This window comes from Kineothrix sp. MB12-C1, from assembly GCF_030863805.1.
Taxonomy (GTDB): domain Bacteria; phylum Bacillota; class Clostridia; order Lachnospirales; family Lachnospiraceae; genus Kineothrix.
The window spans coordinates 2,233,823-2,253,018 of sequence record NZ_CP132957.1; the positions used below are offsets into that span (position 1 = coordinate 2,233,823).

Genomic DNA, 19,196 nt, shown 5'->3' on the forward strand with positions numbered 1-19,196 from the left:
TATTCAGCTAAAAAAGAAAAACTTCATAATCACAGTCTTTCTACATTTCTCTAAGCTCTTGTATATAATCAATAAACGGATAATATTTATCAATATTTAGGGCAATCGCATAAGAAAAAATATTTTAATTATAGATGGTCAGCGATAAATACCCCAATTAAAATATTTTTTCTTATGCGATTGCCTTGAAATAGATATTTATTCTGTCCTATTTTCGGGCAAATGACAGGAATTGACATAGAAATAAGTATGAAGAAATAGCGGCTCTGGAAACAGAATAATCATTCACAAATTCTATTTCAGAGCCATTTTTCAGTAAATGAATTGATTTGAATTTTAGTTTATGGAACATATTTTTACTTAGCTATTTTATCACAGCGTACCAATTCATGCCCTATATTATCATATTCATACATATAATCGGACAACCTTTCATCTACGGAAACGTGCATGAGATTGACTTCCTGTACCATCTTTTCCAACTCCCTAAAATCGATATCCTCAGTTTTCGATAAGATCAACACTTCGTTTGTTGATGACGGGATAACATAGAACGCCCCACCAAGCTGTTTCGCTATCTTCTCTTGTACTTTTGTATTTAAGATACAGGCAGCCCCATTTACCCTTGCTTTATTGGTCAGACAATACATGGTCATCCTGCGCTCCGGCACCATACTTTCAAAAAATCCCCGGATCAATTCTTCCTCTATTTCAAACTGTTTTGCTATATCCGGTATCAGCAGTTCTTTCACCACATCCTGCAGTGGTAAGAATACGGCGGGCATAAGGGATTCCATATTGGAAAGAGCTGTCTGATGAAAGATTTCCTTGTCTATTCCATATTCAGTGAATATTCTTGGGCGATGAAACCGCAGTTCCGGGGAATCGGGAACCGCTTGACCGGAACTGCGGAACCACCTTATGCGAGTTTACTCGCTCATGTTTTTGTCTAGTCCATATATCTCTCGCATTGATATATCCTTTGAAGGATCAATGCTTTGGATATTGATTTTATATGCATCATAAACAATACGATCCAGAATAGCATCAGCCAGAGGACTGGATTCACCACCTAACTGTTCATACCATCCTTCCTGCAGATACTGGGAGCAGAAAATCGTAGATGATTTCTTACGTCTCCTATGCAGAAGTTCAAATATATCTTTTTGTTCATTGTCAGTTGGCTTGAGCAAGAGCCATTCATCAATGATAAGAAGAAGTGGATTGGCATATTTAGCCATGACCTTTTTGTATGTACCTTCATTTCTTGACATCTCTAGCTCGATCAAAAGATCTGGGAGACGCACATATTTAGTATTGTAATACTGCTTACATGCTTCCATACCGAAAGCGCATGCCATGTAAGTCTTACCACTGCCTGTTGCACCAGTAATAAATAAGTTACGGTGTTCAGATATGTATTCGCAAGCAGCAAGTCTCTTTATGAGTTCTCTGTTCAGCTTGCGTCCTGAAGTATAATCGATATCCATGATACTTGCTTCCGTCTGGTCGAATCCAGCGTTATGAATCAGTCTTTTTAGTCGGTTATTCTTACGACTGCTGAATTCGATATCGGTCAGCATGCCAAAGCGGTCTTCGAAGGAAACTTCTTTCATCTTTGGATCATTCAGCTGATTGCGAAATGCATCTGCCATAGAACTAAGGCGCATTTCAATTAATTTATCAATCGTACTTTGGTTTGTCATAAGTGTTTACCTCCGATAATAGTCGGCACCTCTTGTGATGCCATACTTGTTTTGTGTGTCTGCTGGTTTTGTTTCAGAATCAGCGTCAACAGATTTGTCATGCCCTGCAGTGAGTATGTTTTTAATACTTTTATAGCTGGGTGCCGCTGTATAGCTGAGAGCCTTTTCACAAGCAGCTTCTAATCGCTCTACTGAGTATTTATCAGCAAGTTTAAGAAGTCCCATACAGCCTTTATAAGTCTGTTGTTCCACACGTTTGGAGGTGAGGATTGCATCCACTACCTTGTACGTATTGTTACCGATCCGCTCGCCCCACTTCCGGAAACGGTCACCGTTCCATTCCAGATATTTCTGGTGGTCTTCTGGCATATGTTCCAGTATTGTATCATACTGACCTTTTCTGCCATGAAGTCTTTTGTGGGAAGCTATGCGGTTATGGTTGTAGAAAATTTCAATTGTAGTATCTGTTACCCTGACATCTACCTTTCGTTTAATGTATTCATATGGAACCGAGTATAGCATTCCGTCAATGGATATGTGATAATTAAACTGAACGGTGACCTGTTTCCAGTCCGCCAGTTCAAAAGAGGTAGCAGGTAGGGGAGCCAGTAATGGCAGTTCTTCGTCGCGGAAGAGTTCCAATCGGCTACCTTCTTTCTTTTGAAAGAGCCGCTTATTGAATTCTTCTAACTTTTGACGAATCACACGATTCAGTTCCGCAAGTGAAAAGAACTGTTCATTACGTAATGCAGCAATAATCCAGGTGGAAATATTTCCGACGGATCCTTCTGCATTTGGCTTGTCCTTAGGTGCCCGGACTCTGGCAGGTATAATGGCTGTTCCATAGTGCTCAGCCATTTCCTGATAAGTGGCGTTGATTCGTTGATCATTCCAGTTGTTATTGTGTATCACAGCTGTTTTACAGTTATCTGGGACGAGGATCTTAGCGACACCACCGAAGAACTGATACATATGAATATGAGCTCTGATCCAGGCTGGCTGCTTTTCATCAATAAATGCTTCCGCATAGACATACTGGCTATAAGTCATTACACCTACAAATACATAGGCGTTGATGATTTCACCTGTATCTGGATCAATGATGTGAGCTGGATATCCAGCCCAGTCCACTTCCACCTGTTCGCCTGGCTTACGATTAATGTGCATGGTTGCACGGTGTTTCTGTTCGTCCTGCTGAATGTAGTAGCAGAACTGGGAATACATCAAAGGCTCATCGCCGTTTAATCGGCAGTCCTCCATGTATTCGGTCCAAAGGAGCTTTTTGCTTACTCCATTGCGAAGTAGCTCTTTACGGATGTAGGCATAGTCGGGCATACGCTTATTCGATGATTCGATATGCTTACCCTTTTCTGGGAAAAGAATTCCGGCAAGTACTTCGTCAGTTTGATTCTTATCAAGTGGCCATGAAACATCTAATTCTTTGGCTTTTTTAAGAACACTATTGACGGTTTTCTTAGAGACACTGCAACTATCTGCAATGCTCTGTTGACTGAGATGAAGACTATGAAGTCTCAATATCTCGCGATACTTGGTCATAATGATGACCTCCTTATAATGAATTTACACCGGACTGGTGCATGCTTTCATTATAAGACTTATATGCTTAAATGGTTTACCCAACACCGGAATGTTGGTTTCCATTAAAACGGAATAACGGTTTCCGGATTCCGGACAGATGGTGTAATCAGTTCCGGATTATTCATTCAGCTAACAAATTATTATGTATAGTAACGGTAAAACTGCTTGCCTCTCTTTCTTCCAGTATAATCAGGTAAATAACTGCCAAATCTTCTATCTGTGTAAAAGGTTTATTTCTCAGGAAATTCTTATTTTTCTCCGCATTGACCAGTTTACATACAAGCTTGTCTTTTACCTTCTCCCAATCGGTAACGATAGAAACATCGAAATCCTTTGGTATATGGTAATCCATACGGATCTCCGCTATGGATTGGAGAATACTTTTCATGCTTCTGCCATTCTCATAATCTCTAAAATAATCATCCAGACAAATGACAGGTGTCATATTGCTGCCATTTTCACTGATTTGCAGACCGTCCAATAGGTAGTCATTATTCTTGACGACCTGGTCAATCTGGATGGTACTATCCGCATATTTTTCTGGTAAGTTCTCTAAAATATGTTTCATTATATAATCCTTAAATTCCGTGTAATCCATTTTATCTGTCCTCCGTTAAGACAAAATATACCATTAGGCTGTAGTCTAATGGCATGTCATAAAAATGTCCCAATAGAGTTGCTTTTTGGCTTTTGGCATGTACCACAGTTCAAAACAACCCTACTGAGAATCTGATGTTATCGTAACTTGCTCCATTCTTCAAAAGTCATTGTCGTAAGATTTATCCAGCTTCCTGAATCATAGGTTCTATGTCTATTTCTACGGTATTAAATATCTCCAGAAACTGCTTGCCAAATTCTTTTGCATGGACCGCTTCTTCCGCACTTAAGGTTCTGTCCGATTCAAACTGATATTTGGCATATGGTTTCCCGTCTCTGCTGGTGGCTTTCTCTAATGAAATCTTTGTAACAACGCTGTTTAGCGGGGTCAGGTTACTTACCAGACGGGTGGTATACTTTAGAAAAAGCATCTTGCTGGACACCGGAATCCGTACCAAAAGCGGAAGGATATTGCTTGGCCTGAGCAGAAATAAAAGCACCGATTCTTTACAGGCTTTTGCGTTCGATTCCCCATTCTTGGAACCGAAATCATTAAAGGGGCACTGACTACAGGGCTTTCCGTCATAGGAAACCATGCTGTCAGGACTGGAGCATACCGGAGGGGTCCCTTCCACCGGGTCAGGGGTATCCCAGTAAGCACGGGGCGTGATATAACCCAGAATAATTCCGGTCAGTTCTTTTTCGGCTTCTTCTCCGGTCAGTCCGGGAACTGAAAACACTACCGCTCCACCGGAAGGTGACTTCACCAGATCAAACAGCGAAAAGGATAATGGCTGGTTCTTTAAGTTCTCTCTAAGAATATCCAGTACCGGGTTGGAAAAGGCAATGTAGTCCGAATGCACTGGGGGAAAGTCCGTTTCCGGCATTTTTACCAGCGTTCTTTCTTCTGCAGGCGCGGTACTTGCCTTTCTCTTACTAGTTAATTGTTGTTTTAGTTTTGTGTTCTCCATAATGGCCTCCAAGTCATACCGCTTCTTTTACCGAAAAACGGCGATATGATGTTTTATTTGCATATTTTTTATACAGAACCGGATGTTCTGCTTTCAGGGTTTTGCTGTCCAATCGTTCCTGGGACATGCTTTTCCAGATAACTCTTTTGTCGGCAATACTGCCGACTTCGTTTTCTCCCATCATCTGCTTTAACAGGTTCTCCGCTTCCTGCTTCTGCAGCATATATTGTTCCACCTTTTCACAGGCAGCCTCGTATTGAATAATCAGCGGAGAAGCGGTATCCGGCAGCCGGATCTGGGATTGGGGGATGCTGTCTGGAAATCTCTTTGCCAGAAGACTAGCCGAAGCATTTGTTCCGTCAAGGGGCGGGGGAACCAACGATTCCACATGATTCCAGAAATCCGCTTCCAGTGGAATCAACAGGGCGATCAACTCCTCATCCCGTTCCACGAACTTCCACCGAAAGGTGTTGCCGCCAATTAATACGGCGATATACGCGCCCCGGTATCCGGTAACTGCCATATAATGCTGGATCTGTAACAGGTATGCATCGGGCAGGGAATCCTCTTCCCATTCCCCATATTTATAAGCGGAAGCTGTCTTTGCTTCAAAGATACAGGTTCCATACTCCGGATGTTCACAAATGCCATCCAGATTTGCCTGCATAAAGGGATGTTCTTCACTTTGCAGAAGATAAGGGACCAGACTGACTTCTATTCCGGTACGTCTGGTAAACTCTGACCGGACCAACGCTTCCAGCCTTGTGCCCCAATAGGCAGCTTCTCCTGCTTCCTGATCAGATAGCTGGCCGGTCTTTTCCATCCAGAGTTCTACCGGGGATTTATAACGGTTGATGCCGCACACAATGGAAGCATCCGAACCGCCAATCCCTTTTTTTCGATAGGCAAGCCATTCTTCATAAGACATCTGTTCCGTTGGTGCAATCATAATTGCTGCCATATCATAACCTCACTTTCCATACAATAGGGGCATGCAGAAGGAAACTGCATACCCCACACATCATGCTGCCAACACCATTTCATAAGCTTTATCAATCAAAGGATTTCCTTCCACGGTCTTGGCGAACATGTTTTCCCGATAATTGGCAGTGGCTCTGAGCGGCTCGGCATGGGTGGCAAAGTCGGAAACTGCACAGAGAAAGCGATACCCATTTTTTCCCACATGCTTAAGGTCGGGCGCATCAAAGTAGCGAATCTTTAAATCCTCACGGATACGGGTTATATTTTTTCTGTGAATGTCCGTGGGTGCTTCATCCATAGGAAGCAGCAGGTTGATATACTCCATCACTTTCGCATCACTTACTTTTATTTTTGATAACCGGGAGAATTCCGTACCCAGCCTGCCCATGTACTTTTCTGCCAGAAGCAGCGTATTATGCGCTTCGTCCATTTTTGCTGCTAAATCGCCCACATGGACTGTGGACCATATCCGTTTGGCGGACGATAATGCAATGTTTAAAGTATTTTGGCAAACTACGCGTATGGGAGTCATAGCTACTTTAATCGCCCCGCTTCCATCATGGGAACTGCTGAATACAAGATAAGGCTCAATTTGTTCTCCCTCAATGATGTATTTATCAGGAAGCTTGGCAAGAAGCCAGATCTTACGTCCTTCCTGTAGCGAGCCTGCGGTTTCATACTTGACGCCCTCCCCTAAAAGGGCATCGGTAAAGGCAAAGGCTTCTTCGTTCTGGACCACACGGTAACGGTCGGTGACTACACCGAGGACCTTTTCATCCGTATCCCGGATGTTTGCTTTGTACCCGGGAATCGGGTCGTAAGTATCCGTCATGATTTGGCGTTGAATGACCTTCCAGTCAAGTCCCGATACCTGCAGGGCTTCTTCAGAATTTACCGCGGATTCCACACGGATGCCTAAGCCGTGCCAGGGGGCCGTTCTTGTGTAAAACATTGTTTCTACATTTGCTGCCATTTTTTTATATCTCCTTTATTTTTTTGTTGGAGGAAAGCTGCCATTTTGTACTGTCTGCATTTTCCTTAAAGGCAAACAAAGAGCCTCCCCTGGGGAAGCCCTCTGTGTACGCTTTTATGAAGTTTCACTGTTAGTATCCGATGGGTCGTCCTTTTCATAAAAGGTCTTTATGACCGTAAGCAACACGGAAACAAACAATAAGACTGCATCAATTAGTTTCTTCTTTTTCAACAGGAAGCACCTCACTCTCTCTAGGATTACTGGTTTAACATATATAGTTGGAAGGTGGCATTATGCGATGGAGGGGAAAGTGTTCGTCCTTGTGCTGCTATTAGGAGCATCTACTTAGATTTTGAAGTTACGTTTACTGTTTAAAGTTACTCTATTGACTGACGGCCGCTTTGGGAACTGCTCAAATGCTTGAAAACCATTCATCCTGCATAGAAAACACGGAGCGACAAGTGTGTGAATTTCTCCCGATGGATAGGGACAGTTCGAACAAGGTGGTCTTCTCCTTAATAAGTTACTTTTTCTCATGGTAATATTTCTCCTGTTCTATGTATTCATCGTGCAGGTAAGAGTGAGATTTTATTTTCTATAAAATACAGCCACTCTGATAGGAGAAACGCCTACCAGAATGGCTGTTCTAATGTCTTTCTATCTAACCCTTTAATAAACTAATGCATAGATGCCGAATACGTTGGCAGAGATGGTAATCGTATTTGGGTCAGAGTCCATATCTTCAAATACAACGGCATTGCCGTTTGCATCCCGGCAGAGAATGGATACTGTTTTCCCCTGCAAGTTCTTGGGCGTACCAAATACCATTGTAATGGGTTCCTTTGCGTCTTTTATGGATGCTATGGTTCCCTGTGTGGTAATGGAATACATGTCCGCATGAAAATAAGCCGCTACGGTTTTACTTTGTGCGTCTGCAAGGGCCTTCAAGGCCTCGTTGACTTCCTTCTTCGTACTGTCACAGAAATAGGCACTGACATTGGTACTTTCATCCGCGATCCCCAGCGCCTGTTTCACATCCGCTTGCAGCGTGGTAATTGCGGTTCCTTCTACCACCTTGGCCATGTATACGCCATGTATCGTGGAGGTAACGGAACTTCCATCACCGAGAGATACTATGTTAGTAGGAGTTTCTATCACTGCCTGCACTTCTGAATGATTGCTTGAGGATGGATTGCTTTTATTATTATCAGGTTCTGGGATTTCATTTGGTGTTTCTTCTCCCATTAAAAACGCCAGATCATTATCTCTTAGGGCTTGTTCTCCGGTGTTTACTACTATCATTGATTTATGAATGACCTCGGCTATTTCTGGATACGATGTTTCCAAACCTGCATCCTGTCCCATTTCAGCAACAATTGTTCCGGCAATGTAATTCACCCAGACACGGATATCTTGTACATATTTTCCCCAAGTCACCTTATCAACATCGGTCGGCATATTATCTAAATCCGAAGCCATGATATCCAGCTCCTGCGCCATGATATCCCAGCTATTCATGCCAACACTATCCCCTCTTGGATTGGTAACAGTATCCGACATAGGAAACACCTGTCCTACACTGACGCATTGATTTACCGAATTCTCTAAGTCCTTAATCGCGGTAGATACCTCGCTTTTTCCAGCAGCATTTACCGGAAAAACCGAGACAGTAAATAAAACGATTACTGTTAAGAAAGAAGCAAAGATTCTTTCTTTTTGTTTTACTCCATTTTTCATTTCTCTTTCTCCTTTTTGTATGTTTTTTATTTATTTTATAATGTAATTCAGAATGAATTACATTAAGCAGAAGTTATGTTGTCTATAGTTACTTACATAATATTCAATTTACCATGCAACGCCGTCCGTAATATACCATATGTCTTTCTGGCCTTTTCCGTCTTTTTCCATTCTCCAAACTTCAGAAATCTTATCGAAGGAATATTTCACATTCCAGTTTACGGTTCCATTACCTTCACTTGCTGTAAATGTGCTGTTTGCAGCATCTACACTGATTACAAATACAGCATGAGGTGCGTATTCAGATCCATCATTCAGCCATACCACGTCATTTGCTTTAACAGTGTTTTTATCCGTTGATATTACAGCGTGGTATTTCCAGACATTGCTGTCATTTAATCCCTGCACCGTGTCCGATACCAGCCATGCCCATCCAAGGGAACCATAAGTTCTGCTGCCGGTATTCTTTCTACCACGACCATTCTCATCGAATGCTTCAGCAACTTCATACAAGCTGCTGGAGTTCCATGTTGTGCCGTCTGGATACTGTGACTTAAGTGTATCTATGGCAGAGTTTGTAGCAGTACTTGCTTTTGCTGCCGAAGCTGCTGTTGAATCGGCGGTTGCTTTACGCCCTTCCTTTTTACCATACTCTACATAATGCTGGTATAATTTTTCGGTAGTTTTTCCATAGACATTAACAACATCCGGATTGTTTTCTGCATAATATTGTGGGTCAAAAGTTACGCCATCAGACATAGTTTGTGTAGCGGCATATGTCGATATCGCGGAGACATTAAAAACAAATACAAGAATTAGAACCATTAAAGATAATTTCATTTTTTTCATAATAATTTCCTTTCATTTTTGTATGTTTGTTATTTTGAACTTGAATATATTGTAGAGATAATAATGATGTAAAATCACTTGGGTATTAAATATTGCAATATTCTACATACCTATTCTTCTTAAGAATTGTTTACCGACTGGTAATCATTGCTTTTTCTATTTATCATTTATTTTATGATGATAATATCTGTAGGGCATTTCCTTTACATTGCTATTATATCCCAAATACCCCATATAGTCAATAATAATACCCCCTTCAGATGTTTAATGCTTTTTCATATTAAGTATACAATAGTAAGGGGTGATTATATGGACTATAAGAGGTTAGGCAATAGAATTCGTGAAGAACGACAAAGATTACATTTAACACAAGCTGCTTTGGCAGAAGCGATTGATATATCTGACACTTATATGGGGGCGATTGAACGTGGTGAGCGAAGCCTCACGCTGGAAACTTTAGTGAGGCTTGTCAATAGGCTGGGCGTAAGCGTTGACTATATGCTGGCTGATTCTGTATCTGACAGTGATTCCAATATAATGGAGCAGTTTAAACAGATTATTGACGGTCATTCATTGGAACAGAAGCAATTAGCACTCAATGTGTTACGCACAATGTTTTCCTACTTTGAGAATGAGGTCAAATAAGAGCACTACTTCAGTTCAACTTTTCCTATCCGGAGATTTCTTATGAAGTCAATGTCATCAGTCAGTCTCTGCACCGCAAAATTAACAAGCAAATTAATAGATGTTGAGTATTCAATGGACAGTATATTCAGCCTGTCAAATAACAGTGGATTTAATATATGGATAATAATCTCCATTTCTTCGTTGCTTATTGTTGTATTCTCTAAAATTTTTGACATAGTTCTCCTCCTGAAATAATGTAATTGCCTAGCCAATCGTTGATTGGTGATTTAGTATATTATCAATATATTATATATAAATGAAGATATATGAAATACTTTATTCTCACACTCGATGTGGGATATTTCATTGATTCTTTTGCTGCTACGCTTAAAGAAATAAAAATGATAAGGGACGAATAAATGAGTTATGGAAACAAAATATGAAAATGATATAAACGACGATATATTAATTCCAATAAGAAGTGACCGTTCAACTATTATAAATGCTGAAATATCTCTCCCTAAAGTAACTATTATAGCTTTGAATAAACTCATCAAGTTTAAAAACCATCCGTTTCATATCTACGGTGGCGAACGACTTAAAGCACTAGCGGACAGTATAAAAGAAATCGGATTGCAGAACCCGGTGATTGTGCGTTCTATACCAGAAGATAAATATGAGATACTAAGTGGGCATAATCGGATTGAAGCAGTAAAGTTACTTGGCTGGAATGCCATAGAGGCAATTATTAAGGATGATTTAACTGAAGAAATGGCAGAGAGAATTGTAATTGAAAGCAATCTGAATCAGCAGTCGTTCTCGGACTGGAAATTTTCACAGCAGATTCAAGTCATTAAGATGTACAGCAAATATATTAAAGACAACTCACAACAGGGAATAAGAAACGATATAGTACAAAATTCAACTTGTGTCCATTGTGAACACAAGTTGGAAGATAAGCCAAAACGCCTCAAAACTCGGGATAAAATATCAAAACGCCTTGGCATATCATCAACGGTATTTGAAAGGTACAGAAGTATTGCAAAACTGGATGATGAAATATTAACTGTAGTCTGCACCATGCTAGATGAAAAGAGACTGAGATTCATGGCAGCCTTCCGAATCTCACAATTAAAGCCAGGAGAAATAGTATCAGTAATAGCTTATTTAAAAGATAACCCGGAAGTCAGACCAAAGGGTGCAGATATCACATCTCTGCATAAAAAAAGTAAAGACACAGAAGATGATTTATCAATTGATGAAATAAGAAAAATTTTTTTACATAATACAGTCCCTTTGCTGTGATTGGCATAGGGACTATTATTGTATCATGTTAATATACCGCTTTGAATGCGCCTTATGTTGTTGAAATGAGTGAGGAAATGCTTAGGATAATATTTGACTATAAAATCCGGATTGATTAGATATTCAGTAGATTGCGCACTGGTGTCGATATAGCTTTAATAAACATTTCCTGTGATTTAGGTGTAACAGAATAATCAATTTTACAAGGGTCATAAAATACCTTTTCAGTCGTTTCATTTATTGTTTTAATAAAAAGATTTTCCCACTCTTCTCCGAAAACACCTTTTTCAATGAATTTATCAATAATAAGCCTGCTCGAAATCAAAATTTGATTTTTAAACGAGTAAAAATTTTCAGTATAGAAAGTTATGTATCTAAGGTCCTCAAGATCACTAAAAGCTTGATATACTTTGGGAAAATAAAGATTATTCATTCTGATAATTTTTTCTAAGACATCATTTTCTTCATCCTCGTCTTTTGATTCAAGCAGTAGACTTACTTGGTTCGTGATATTATGTAACCTTAGTTCTTTTTCAAACCTGTAAATATTCATACCATAATATTCTTTATCTTCGCATATATGCTCAAGAATCGCTCTTTGAAGCTCTAAAAATTTCTGGTAATCTATTTTCTCTAGTTTTGACAAAAAACGCTTGTAAGCAGCTTCCTTCAGGCTTTTGTCTACACTATGTTCAGTAGAGTGAATAACCTTGTTTATATCGTTATATAGATTGCCTATCCTTTTATATGTATCTTTTATATCATCATCCATCATTTCTAGTGTGTAATAAAAACTCCACTCATGTTGCGAATCCTTCTGCATTGCCGACCATTCTGATTTTTTATCATATACCGGCCTTTCTGATAGCAACCTATGTCGTGCACGCCTTAGTGTATTCCACTCGCTATGCATATCATCACGAGAAGATTTAAAAGGACGGTAATTTGCTGAATTTTTATCATTATAGTAATTATTAGAATTTTTGTATACAAACATTTTCAGTGTCATACCTTTAATTCGATTTGTATCGTGCAGAAATGTACTTAGTTCGGTGAAAAAACAAGCTTCGAACACATCACCGTAAACCATCGATTTTTCATCAAAGATACTATAATTTGCATGTTCAGTAACTACTAAATTATACACACTCGAAAAAATCATTTTAAGCCTTTCATAATAGCTTACTCTTTGCAGATTGTCCAAATCAAAGTCTTTGATCTCACTAAGCTCATAAAGTTTAATGAAAAAAGATTCTTCTTTCAATGCCCCTTCCATAAAAAGCTCATAATCTCCATTAAAATTTTTTGCTCTATCAATCAATTCATGCCAAACTATTTTTTTATCCATTTACACAATCCTCACAGTTATTTTTTTTTAAAATGAAGGAATATTCACTCGCTACAAAAGTATCAAGTCTTTAATTTTTCTTATTTTAATATAATACATTGCCTTCTAGATATCAATCAGAAGGTGTAAAGAAATTATCGAAACCACCGAACCATATTTTGCAATTTCTTTTTTGTCACACCTCGCTCTCTAGCATTTGTTTTATAATTCATAAATCAATGCATAGGAAGGAGTTCATGAATGAATAAAGAAACAAACATACCTTATGACGACGGGGAAGATTCTAAAGTTACAACAATAGGCTCCAGTATCAGCCAAGTATATACGGATTACAAAGCCAGAAGAAAAGTGAACGTACGTGGCAAACCGAAAAAAAAGAAGAGAATAAAGAGTAAGAAACTATATGCGGATTGCGATCATTATTTGAACAAAATACTTGAGTATTCAAACTTTTCTGCATTAAATCAATCATCGCAACAAGAATGGGACAATATTCCAGAATGGATGCAGCTTGATAGTCGAGGGGATCCTGGTTTCGTTTTCGGACTTAAAAGCAAATGCGATTTGAACAAATATGTCGGGATGCCACAAGGCGAGGAAGGAAACATCGTTGTTATTGGTAGCAACGGCAGCGGAAAAAGTGCCGGTATAGCAAAACCTACATTAATATCATGGCAAGGTACCATGTGTATTACGGATATAAAAGGTGAATTGTCCGATTTTTATGCGGAGTTATTTGAGATGGGAATCGTTAACCGACCTTTCAAAGTTTTCGATCCTATACAAACAGATGGTATCGGTTACGATCCCTTTTACTGGTTATCAAAAGATGGGAAAGATCATCTCATGAGCAATATACGAGAAATAACTATTGCTATTATCCCGACTCCTCTTGAAATGAAAGACCCCTTTTGGGTGGAAACAGAACAGGCGATACTTCAGGCTGCTTTATTGTATTACTTCCAGTATGGATTAAGTTTCAGCCAGACAGTTACTAAAATGCTATCCATGGGGGTATCTGAATTGATTGAAGAGTTAATAACAAGCAAGGACACAAGCATTAGAATAATTCTTGGTGAACTGTGCAATATGAAGCCAGAGGTATTGGCAAACTTTGACAGAGGCCTACGCAATAAACTCATGCTTTTTGCTACTGACCCATACATCAGTCATGCGTTCCGCGGTACACGCGAAGGAGCAACTTGCTTTACTTGGGATGATTTAGATAAGTATAATATTTTCCTAAGCATTCCGATAGATAAAATTGATCAGTGGGGCAGCGTGATAAACCTTATGTACACACAGCTTATCCGACACTTGGAACGCAGACCGGAGAAATACAGTCCAGAAGGAGCAAATAACGTCCAGACATTATTACTGATGGATGAATTTGCAAGGTTTGGCAAACTAAATATGCTGACTGAAGCTATTTCAACATTGAGGAGCAAATGTGTAAATTTTTGTCTAATAGTTCAAAGCATAGCTCAGATTGACAAGTTTTATGGTGAATGTGACCGGCGTATTATTTTTGATAACTGTCAATATAAAGCCATACTCCGTGCAGGTGACACAAATACACAAAAGTATCTTAGTGAGCTTATTGGTACAACTAAATGTACACAACGGAGCCAAAGCGAGAGCTTAAATGAATATGGGGAATGTGTCGGCTACAGCAAACAGATAAGTGAAATCTATGAACCATTTATTTTTCCACACGAATTTTTAACTCTGGAGGATATTCCGTTGATAACCCCTAAAGGCTTCTATCGCGTAGAAAAACTTCAGTTACATAACGGTGTACCAAAAGAAATATTATCATCCACTCAAAAGATGCTTTCTATTATTGATGATTTTGTAATGCCAGAACTAGAACAAGAGTTATTATCCGAAAAATATGATTTTGGTCCCTTATTATAAAAACCTATATAGATTATAGGTTTTCCCAAGTAAATTTTGGAGGTGCAGAAATGCTAACTATTGAAGAAAAGCTTATTAAAGCAGATGAACAGATTAAAAAGCTCAAACAGCAACAGATACTTGATGAGCGAAGAAAAAAAGAAGCTAAAAGAAAAAAAGATCAGCGCCGCAACTATATTATCGGAGAATTGGTCACGAAATTTTTCCCTGAAGTTTTATATTTTGAACCGGGAAACAAAGCAGATAATGTTACCATATTTTTACCGCTTGAAACTTTTCTGCAAATTTTGTCTGTTGACCAGGAACTAATGTCACAACTGAAGCAGAAAGTAATTGATAAACTACCCGCCGAAAACAGGACTTCCAGTTTATGACTAAGCGCACTTACACATCACAGTTTTTGTACGTTGCAGAAAGGAAAATTGTCATAGCCATGTATAGTTTTACAATCAAACCTATAAGCAGATTAAATGGTGGTTCAGCCTTAAAAGTGGCCGCTTATCAAAACAGAGGAAAGCTATTTGATGAACGCGAAAAAACCATATATGATTTTACACACAAAACAGATCTTCTCTATACAAATATTTTTCTACCCGAGAATGCACCATTAGAATTTTTTGATAGCCAAATACTTTGGAATGAGGCAGAGAAAATGGAAAAGAGGTACGATGCAAGGACGGGCAGGGCAGTAATAGCTGCTCTGCCAAATGAACTAACTTTAGAGGAACAAATAAATCTGGTTGAGAAATTTGTTACAGAAGCTTTTATAAAATATGGCATGTGTGCCGATATCGCAATTCACAGCGGACATCGGGAAAATGAACTTTCGGCGAATAGGCATCTTGATCAGGTTTTGCCAAATAACCCACATGTGCACATATTGCTGGCTGACAGACCTGTGGACAGGGATGGGTTTTGCCCCAAAAAAAACCGGGATTGGAATAAAAAAGTACTTGTGCGTCAATGGCGCAAATTGTGGGCGGAGATTCAGAACCGTGAATTTGAATACAAAAAACTTAAAGTAAGAGTGAGTCATGAAAGCCTTGAAGTTCAGCAAATTAACCGTGAACCAACAATACACCTTGGTCGCAAAGTAATGGAAATGGAACGCCGAGGTAAAGATACTGAAAGAAGAAAAATAAACCGCAATATTGAAAAGCAGAATAAGGAACGTCAGGAGCTTGAACGTCAATATCAATTGGAGCGAACCCAAGAGTACGAGTTTAAGAGGTCCAGATAGTAAATAAATTAACTATTTAAAAAAGGCGGATATATAAGGCAAAATTATGAAATGTAGTAGAAAGAGGTATGCTTAATGCTTGAAAATTATGGTGATATTCTAAGTGTTATCGATGTTTCTAACATACTAAAGATTAATAAAAAAACCACATACCAACTATTGAAATCCGGTAAATTATCTTATCGACGAGTCGGGCGCATTTATCGGATAACTAAGAATTCTTTGATTGAATTCTTATCAAAATAATTGTGCTTTTGGTGATAGGCGTATATAATTTATTTAGGTTATGTTACGCCTGTCATCAGAAAGGAGATGTATTTTTATGACAGGTTCTTTAGTAACAAGGAAAACATCCAAGAATTATTACGTTCAACTAAAGTACAAAGACCCATTGACTTCAAAATGGAAGTCAAAAACGGTTAGCACCAATATTGAAGCAAAGAATCATAAGCGAGAAGCAACTTTATTAATCCCTAAAGTAATAAAGAAATACTCGTATTTAGAAGAATTACCGGATGAATATAATCTTGCTGTGGATAGCAATATTTTATTTTGTGACTATTTGGATATATGGTTAAAGCATCGAGAGTCTGCGGATATCAGGAGTTCCTCATATGAAAGTGATGTGTGTAGGGTGAATTCCATCAAAGCATACTTTTTAAAACCAAATCCTAGGTTATCAGAAGTCAATACAATTATGCTGAATAAATTTTTTGATTATTCATTACTATACGGTAAACAGAATCAAAAAACAAAAGTGCGAGAGAAACCTTTAAGTGTACGTACTGTGAGAGATTACAAAAATACTCTAAATATGATTTTCCGGCGAGCGATTAGAGACGGTTACTTAAAAGAAAATCCCGTTAATAATACTACAATTGAAGGGAAACGCAACAGAGAATACGTTGAAGAAAGATTATTTCTGAAGGAAAGTGAAGTATCGGACTTTTTTCAGTTTTTATATAATCACGAAAAATATCATTTTCTGTTTCCAATGGCATATGCGGGTATTTATTACGGCTTAAGGCGTTCGGAAATACTCGGATTAAAACATAGTGCTATTGACCTTAAAAATGATGCTATTAGTATACAGCATACTATAACAAAGATCAGAGATATCCATGCGGAAGATAATACAAAGACCAAAGCCGGACATCGTATCCTGCATCTATCTCCAGAATTTAAAGAAATTTTGGAGGAAATTCATCAAAATCAGGATAATAACAGAAACTTTTATAAAGGTACCTATCAAAATGCAGAGGATTACATATTCACTTGGGAAGACGGAAGAATGTACGACCCTGACTATATCAGCAAAGCATTTAAAAAAGCATTTATTGGATTTGGAAGACCTGAACTGTCCTTACATAAGCTTCGCCATACGTGCGCATCTCTGCTGGTAAATAACGGTTGTGATATACTAGCTACTCAATATTGGTTAGGCCACAAAGACAAAGCTACTACGCTGAATATTTACAGCCACTTTGACCGGCAAAGGCTGAATAAAGTCGAAGAACACCTGAGTGCTGTTACATCTGCAATAGCTGTTTTACCATCATAAATATTTTGGCTAAACTTTTGGCTAAACATTGAGGATTTCACCCATTTTAGAGGGATACAGCATTATCTAAATAATACAAAAAATCCATAAAACCAGTATAAATACTGACTTTCATGGATTTTCATAATAATCGAAGCGACGGGATTCGAACCCACGACCTCTGCGTCCCGAACGCAGCGCTCTACCAAGCTGAGCCACGCTTCGATAATAGGTATTTCTTCGTTGCAACAAATTAAATAATACAATAAGTGATACCTATTTGTCAATGTTTGAATAATAGTTTTTTAATAATTTTTGACCTTCCTGTATCTTCTTACAGAAGGGGCCGTTCTCCTTTCGAAAAATATAAAAAGAGGAGAACGGCCCGCATAATAGTCTTATAATTGTCGTTTTATGCTTTCCAAAGACCGTGTAAATTGCAATATTCGTATACAGCTTCCACTTCATCATCTTCAGTAATAGAGAAGCTTACTGTCGGATCGGAGCCGGGAGTTAAGTACTTAAGCTGATGGCCATTCTTTGTCTGAAGGGCAATCCACTGAATGTAATGTTCTTCCAACATAGGATGAAGAACGGAGCCAACGGAAACGGTTACTGTAGTTCCGTCTGCGGAATGTATAGGAACATGTTTTTCCTGAGCAGCATCCGTAGTGTTCGCTACGAGCTCTTGCATGTTTTCCCCACAACATGATACTTGCGTACCTTTACTCTCTACAAATACAACAATATTACCACAACGGTTACATTTTAAAAATCTCATATCCATGTCTTTACCTCCTTAAGATTTGGAAAAATGGTGCGTTTCTGACATTTTTCCATATTTTATTTATATGTTAATCATAATGGGTTCATGCATTACTGTCAAACGATTTTCCAAATTTTAAAGAGATTAAGGCGGCTATGGAACCGATAGGTTTAATCGTAATGGATTAAGCAGAAGTTACTTCCAGGTAGCCCAGTAATTTATCGGTATCATAATATTCCATAACACCCAGACTGGGATCATAGAACTTACCGTCATAATGTACCAGATAGTGACCGAAGCGCCCCATTCTCTCGATAATGATACAGCATTTTGGGAAGGTAACATCATCATCGCCGCCAGGATAAATAATGGTATTAGAATGGCCGAGACCATAGTAGTTCAAGGCGGGAATTACTTTACCGATGGTTGCCTGCCATTCGCGGAAACCGATATCACTAATCACTTCTGCAATCGTAACGCCGGCTAACATCGCCACACAAGTCTGACCGCACAGACCGTCATCCGGCTGAATGAGGATTTCCATGCTGTCGATGGTACGAATAGGATTTTCCGGGGAGTAAGGGCTTTCCTTACCTATTTCAATTAAGCTGTTAGAAATATGCAATAATATTTTATGACTCTTTTTAATATCCACATGAGCGATATCTTCTTTATTCAAATAAATCTTATAGTTACCTTTTTCTTCCGGCAATAGTTCGCATTCGATTACTTTGCCTTCCAAAGTGATATCTGCATGGATGAAGCCCCTTTGCTGGCAGACTTCCCAGATGTTAAACGGAATGCGGATAGAGTAAATATCCTCAAGTTTGTCAATCTTACCGTTAAAGCAATACCTCATATATAAAAACCTCCTGTGAAAATAAAGTAAAATTAGTAACTATTCAACAGGTCTGCGCATTTATTGCGCTGACCGTAAGGATACGTAAAACAAATTATAGTATTGTATAACCTTCATTCCCCTATTATACTATGAATGTAACAGATTTTTTTTGTTCTGAAAACACTTTTAACATAAGTTT

The 19,196-nt window shown here is 38.7% G+C and carries 20 protein-coding genes and 1 tRNA gene; 7 read left to right on the top strand and 14 right to left on the bottom strand.

What is annotated here, in order from left to right; all coding sequences use genetic code 11:
* Nucleotides 1-356 precede the first annotated feature (356 nt).
* From RBB56_RS10470 to RBB56_RS10510, 9 genes are all read right to left on the bottom strand, one after another.
* Nucleotides 357-797 carry a DUF5688 family protein gene (locus RBB56_RS10470; protein WP_306718870.1) on the bottom strand — a complete coding sequence of 147 codons (441 nt, stop codon included), beginning with the start codon at nt 795-797 and terminating at the stop codon, nt 357-359.
* Between the two features lie 132 nt (nt 798-929).
* Nucleotides 930-1,706 carry an IS21-like element helper ATPase IstB gene (gene istB, locus RBB56_RS10475; protein ID WP_306718873.1) on the bottom strand — a complete coding sequence of 259 codons (777 nt, stop codon included), beginning with the start codon at nt 1,704-1,706 and terminating at the stop codon, nt 930-932.
* A gap of 6 nt (nt 1,707-1,712) precedes the next feature.
* Nucleotides 1,713-3,263 (bottom strand): IS21 family transposase, encoded by a 1,551-nt coding sequence (gene istA / locus RBB56_RS10480; RefSeq protein WP_306718874.1) that lies wholly within the window; start codon nt 3,261-3,263, stop codon nt 1,713-1,715.
* Between the two features lie 163 nt (nt 3,264-3,426).
* Entirely contained in the window at nt 3,427-3,903 is a 477-nt protein-coding gene (locus RBB56_RS10485) for a DUF5688 family protein (protein ID WP_306718875.1), read from the bottom strand.
* Nucleotides 3,904-4,084: 181 nt separating this feature from the next.
* The gene (locus tag RBB56_RS10490; RefSeq protein WP_306718877.1) at nt 4,085-4,873 is read right to left on the bottom strand and encodes a hypothetical protein; all 789 of its coding nucleotides are present in this window, start codon (nt 4,871-4,873) and stop codon (nt 4,085-4,087) included.
* 13 nt (nt 4,874-4,886) lie between these two features.
* A complete protein-coding gene (locus RBB56_RS10495; protein WP_306718879.1) occupies nt 4,887-5,834 on the bottom strand; it encodes a YqaJ viral recombinase family nuclease in 948 nt (315 codons plus the stop codon).
* Between the two features lie 60 nt (nt 5,835-5,894).
* Nucleotides 5,895-6,827 carry a DUF932 domain-containing protein gene (locus tag RBB56_RS10500; protein WP_306718880.1) on the bottom strand — a complete coding sequence of 311 codons (933 nt, stop codon included), beginning with the start codon at nt 6,825-6,827 and terminating at the stop codon, nt 5,895-5,897.
* Between the two features lie 669 nt (nt 6,828-7,496).
* Nucleotides 7,497-8,564 carry a hypothetical protein gene (locus tag RBB56_RS10505; RefSeq protein WP_306718881.1) on the bottom strand — a complete coding sequence of 356 codons (1,068 nt, stop codon included), beginning with the start codon at nt 8,562-8,564 and terminating at the stop codon, nt 7,497-7,499.
* Nucleotides 8,565-8,672: 108 nt separating this feature from the next.
* Nucleotides 8,673-9,413: a hypothetical protein gene (locus RBB56_RS10510; RefSeq protein ID WP_306718884.1), complete on the bottom strand. Its 741-nt coding sequence runs from the start codon at nt 9,411-9,413 to the stop codon at nt 8,673-8,675.
* Between the two features lie 309 nt (nt 9,414-9,722).
* On the opposite strand from RBB56_RS10510, the gene RBB56_RS10515 reads away from it, so the two are divergent.
* Nucleotides 9,723-10,058 carry a helix-turn-helix domain-containing protein gene (locus RBB56_RS10515; RefSeq protein WP_306718885.1) on the top strand — a complete coding sequence of 112 codons (336 nt, stop codon included), beginning with the start codon at nt 9,723-9,725 and terminating at the stop codon, nt 10,056-10,058.
* 5 nt (nt 10,059-10,063) lie between these two features.
* Here RBB56_RS10515 and RBB56_RS10520 read toward each other — a convergent pair whose 3' ends face one another.
* Entirely contained in the window at nt 10,064-10,276 is a 213-nt protein-coding gene (locus RBB56_RS10520; protein WP_306718886.1) for a hypothetical protein, read from the bottom strand.
* 190 nt (nt 10,277-10,466) lie between these two features.
* Between RBB56_RS10520 and RBB56_RS10525 the strand changes: the two genes are divergently transcribed.
* Nucleotides 10,467-11,345 carry a ParB N-terminal domain-containing protein gene (locus RBB56_RS10525; protein ID WP_306718889.1) on the top strand — a complete coding sequence of 293 codons (879 nt, stop codon included), beginning with the start codon at nt 10,467-10,469 and terminating at the stop codon, nt 11,343-11,345.
* Nucleotides 11,346-11,460: 115 nt separating this feature from the next.
* Here the strand turns inward: RBB56_RS10525 and RBB56_RS10530 are convergent, their stop codons facing one another.
* Nucleotides 11,461-12,693: a hypothetical protein gene (locus tag RBB56_RS10530; RefSeq protein WP_306718891.1), complete on the bottom strand. Its 1,233-nt coding sequence runs from the start codon at nt 12,691-12,693 to the stop codon at nt 11,461-11,463.
* 240 nt (nt 12,694-12,933) lie between these two features.
* Here RBB56_RS10530 and RBB56_RS10535 point away from each other — a divergent pair, with 240 nt between their 5' ends.
* The 5 genes from RBB56_RS10535 to RBB56_RS10550 all read left to right on the top strand — a co-directional run bounded on the left by RBB56_RS10535 (nt 12,934) and on the right by RBB56_RS10550 (nt 17,411).
* Nucleotides 12,934-14,610 carry a type IV secretory system conjugative DNA transfer family protein gene (locus RBB56_RS10535; protein ID WP_306718893.1) on the top strand — a complete coding sequence of 559 codons (1,677 nt, stop codon included), beginning with the start codon at nt 12,934-12,936 and terminating at the stop codon, nt 14,608-14,610.
* Between the two features lie 50 nt (nt 14,611-14,660).
* Entirely contained in the window at nt 14,661-14,984 is a 324-nt protein-coding gene (locus RBB56_RS10540) for a hypothetical protein (RefSeq protein WP_306718896.1), read from the top strand.
* Between the two features lie 59 nt (nt 14,985-15,043).
* Complete coding sequence (gene mobQ, locus RBB56_RS10545; RefSeq protein ID WP_306718897.1) at nt 15,044-15,850, top strand: MobQ family relaxase; 807 nt, start codon at nt 15,044-15,046, stop codon at nt 15,848-15,850.
* 75 nt (nt 15,851-15,925) lie between these two features.
* Complete coding sequence (locus tag RBB56_RS18625) at nt 15,926-16,096, top strand: helix-turn-helix domain-containing protein (RefSeq protein WP_442905404.1); 171 nt, start codon at nt 15,926-15,928, stop codon at nt 16,094-16,096.
* 76 nt (nt 16,097-16,172) lie between these two features.
* Complete coding sequence (locus RBB56_RS10550) at nt 16,173-17,411, top strand: tyrosine-type recombinase/integrase (RefSeq protein WP_306718898.1); 1,239 nt, start codon at nt 16,173-16,175, stop codon at nt 17,409-17,411.
* A 130-nt stretch (nt 17,412-17,541) separates the two neighbouring features.
* On the opposite strand, the gene RBB56_RS10555 is transcribed toward RBB56_RS10550, so the two are convergent.
* The 3 genes from RBB56_RS10555 to RBB56_RS10565 form a co-directional block, all read right to left on the bottom strand.
* Nucleotides 17,542-17,615, bottom strand: a tRNA-Pro gene (locus RBB56_RS10555).
* A 187-nt stretch (nt 17,616-17,802) separates the two neighbouring features.
* Nucleotides 17,803-18,171: a desulfoferrodoxin family protein gene (locus RBB56_RS10560; protein WP_306722129.1), complete on the bottom strand. Its 369-nt coding sequence runs from the start codon at nt 18,169-18,171 to the stop codon at nt 17,803-17,805.
* Between the two features lie 169 nt (nt 18,172-18,340).
* On the bottom strand, nt 18,341-19,015 hold the full coding sequence (locus tag RBB56_RS10565; protein WP_306718899.1) for a hypothetical protein: 675 nt from the start codon (nt 19,013-19,015) through the stop codon (nt 18,341-18,343).
* Between the last annotated feature and the right edge of the window lie 181 nt (nt 19,016-19,196).

Bases quoted from the DNA above. Each gene is read 5' to 3' on its own strand.
- RBB56_RS10470 (WP_306718870.1), bottom strand. From the start codon at position 797: ATGGAATCCCTTATGCCCGCCGTATTCTTACCACTGCAGGATGTGGTG.
- istB (WP_306718873.1), bottom strand. From the start codon at position 1,706: ATGACAAACCAAAGTACGATTGATAAATTAATTGAAATGCGCCTTAGT.
- istA (WP_306718874.1), bottom strand. From the start codon at position 3,263: ATGACCAAGTATCGCGAGATATTGAGACTTCATAGTCTTCATCTCAGT.
- RBB56_RS10485 (WP_306718875.1), bottom strand. From the start codon at position 3,903: ATGGATTACACGGAATTTAAGGATTATATAATGAAACATATTTTAGAG.
- RBB56_RS10490 (WP_306718877.1), bottom strand. From the start codon at position 4,873: ATGGAGAACACAAAACTAAAACAACAATTAACTAGTAAGAGAAAGGCA.
- RBB56_RS10495 (WP_306718879.1), bottom strand. From the start codon at position 5,834: ATGGCAGCAATTATGATTGCACCAACGGAACAGATGTCTTATGAAGAA.
- RBB56_RS10500 (WP_306718880.1), bottom strand. From the start codon at position 6,827: ATGGCAGCAAATGTAGAAACAATGTTTTACACAAGAACGGCCCCCTGG.
- RBB56_RS10505 (WP_306718881.1), bottom strand. From the start codon at position 8,564: ATGAAAAATGGAGTAAAACAAAAAGAAAGAATCTTTGCTTCTTTCTTA.
- RBB56_RS10510 (WP_306718884.1), bottom strand. From the start codon at position 9,413: ATGAAAAAAATGAAATTATCTTTAATGGTTCTAATTCTTGTATTTGTT.
- RBB56_RS10515 (WP_306718885.1), top strand. From the start codon at position 9,723: ATGGACTATAAGAGGTTAGGCAATAGAATTCGTGAAGAACGACAAAGA.
- RBB56_RS10520 (WP_306718886.1), bottom strand. From the start codon at position 10,276: ATGTCAAAAATTTTAGAGAATACAACAATAAGCAACGAAGAAATGGAG.
- RBB56_RS10525 (WP_306718889.1), top strand. From the start codon at position 10,467: ATGGAAACAAAATATGAAAATGATATAAACGACGATATATTAATTCCA.
- RBB56_RS10530 (WP_306718891.1), bottom strand. From the start codon at position 12,693: ATGGATAAAAAAATAGTTTGGCATGAATTGATTGATAGAGCAAAAAAT.
- RBB56_RS10535 (WP_306718893.1), top strand. From the start codon at position 12,934: ATGAATAAAGAAACAAACATACCTTATGACGACGGGGAAGATTCTAAA.
- RBB56_RS10540 (WP_306718896.1), top strand. From the start codon at position 14,661: ATGCTAACTATTGAAGAAAAGCTTATTAAAGCAGATGAACAGATTAAA.
- mobQ (WP_306718897.1), top strand. From the start codon at position 15,044: ATGTATAGTTTTACAATCAAACCTATAAGCAGATTAAATGGTGGTTCA.
- RBB56_RS18625 (WP_442905404.1), top strand. From the start codon at position 15,926: ATGCTTGAAAATTATGGTGATATTCTAAGTGTTATCGATGTTTCTAAC.
- RBB56_RS10550 (WP_306718898.1), top strand. From the start codon at position 16,173: ATGACAGGTTCTTTAGTAACAAGGAAAACATCCAAGAATTATTACGTT.
- RBB56_RS10560 (WP_306722129.1), bottom strand. From the start codon at position 18,171: ATGAGATTTTTAAAATGTAACCGTTGTGGTAATATTGTTGTATTTGTA.
- RBB56_RS10565 (WP_306718899.1), bottom strand. From the start codon at position 19,015: ATGAGGTATTGCTTTAACGGTAAGATTGACAAACTTGAGGATATTTAC.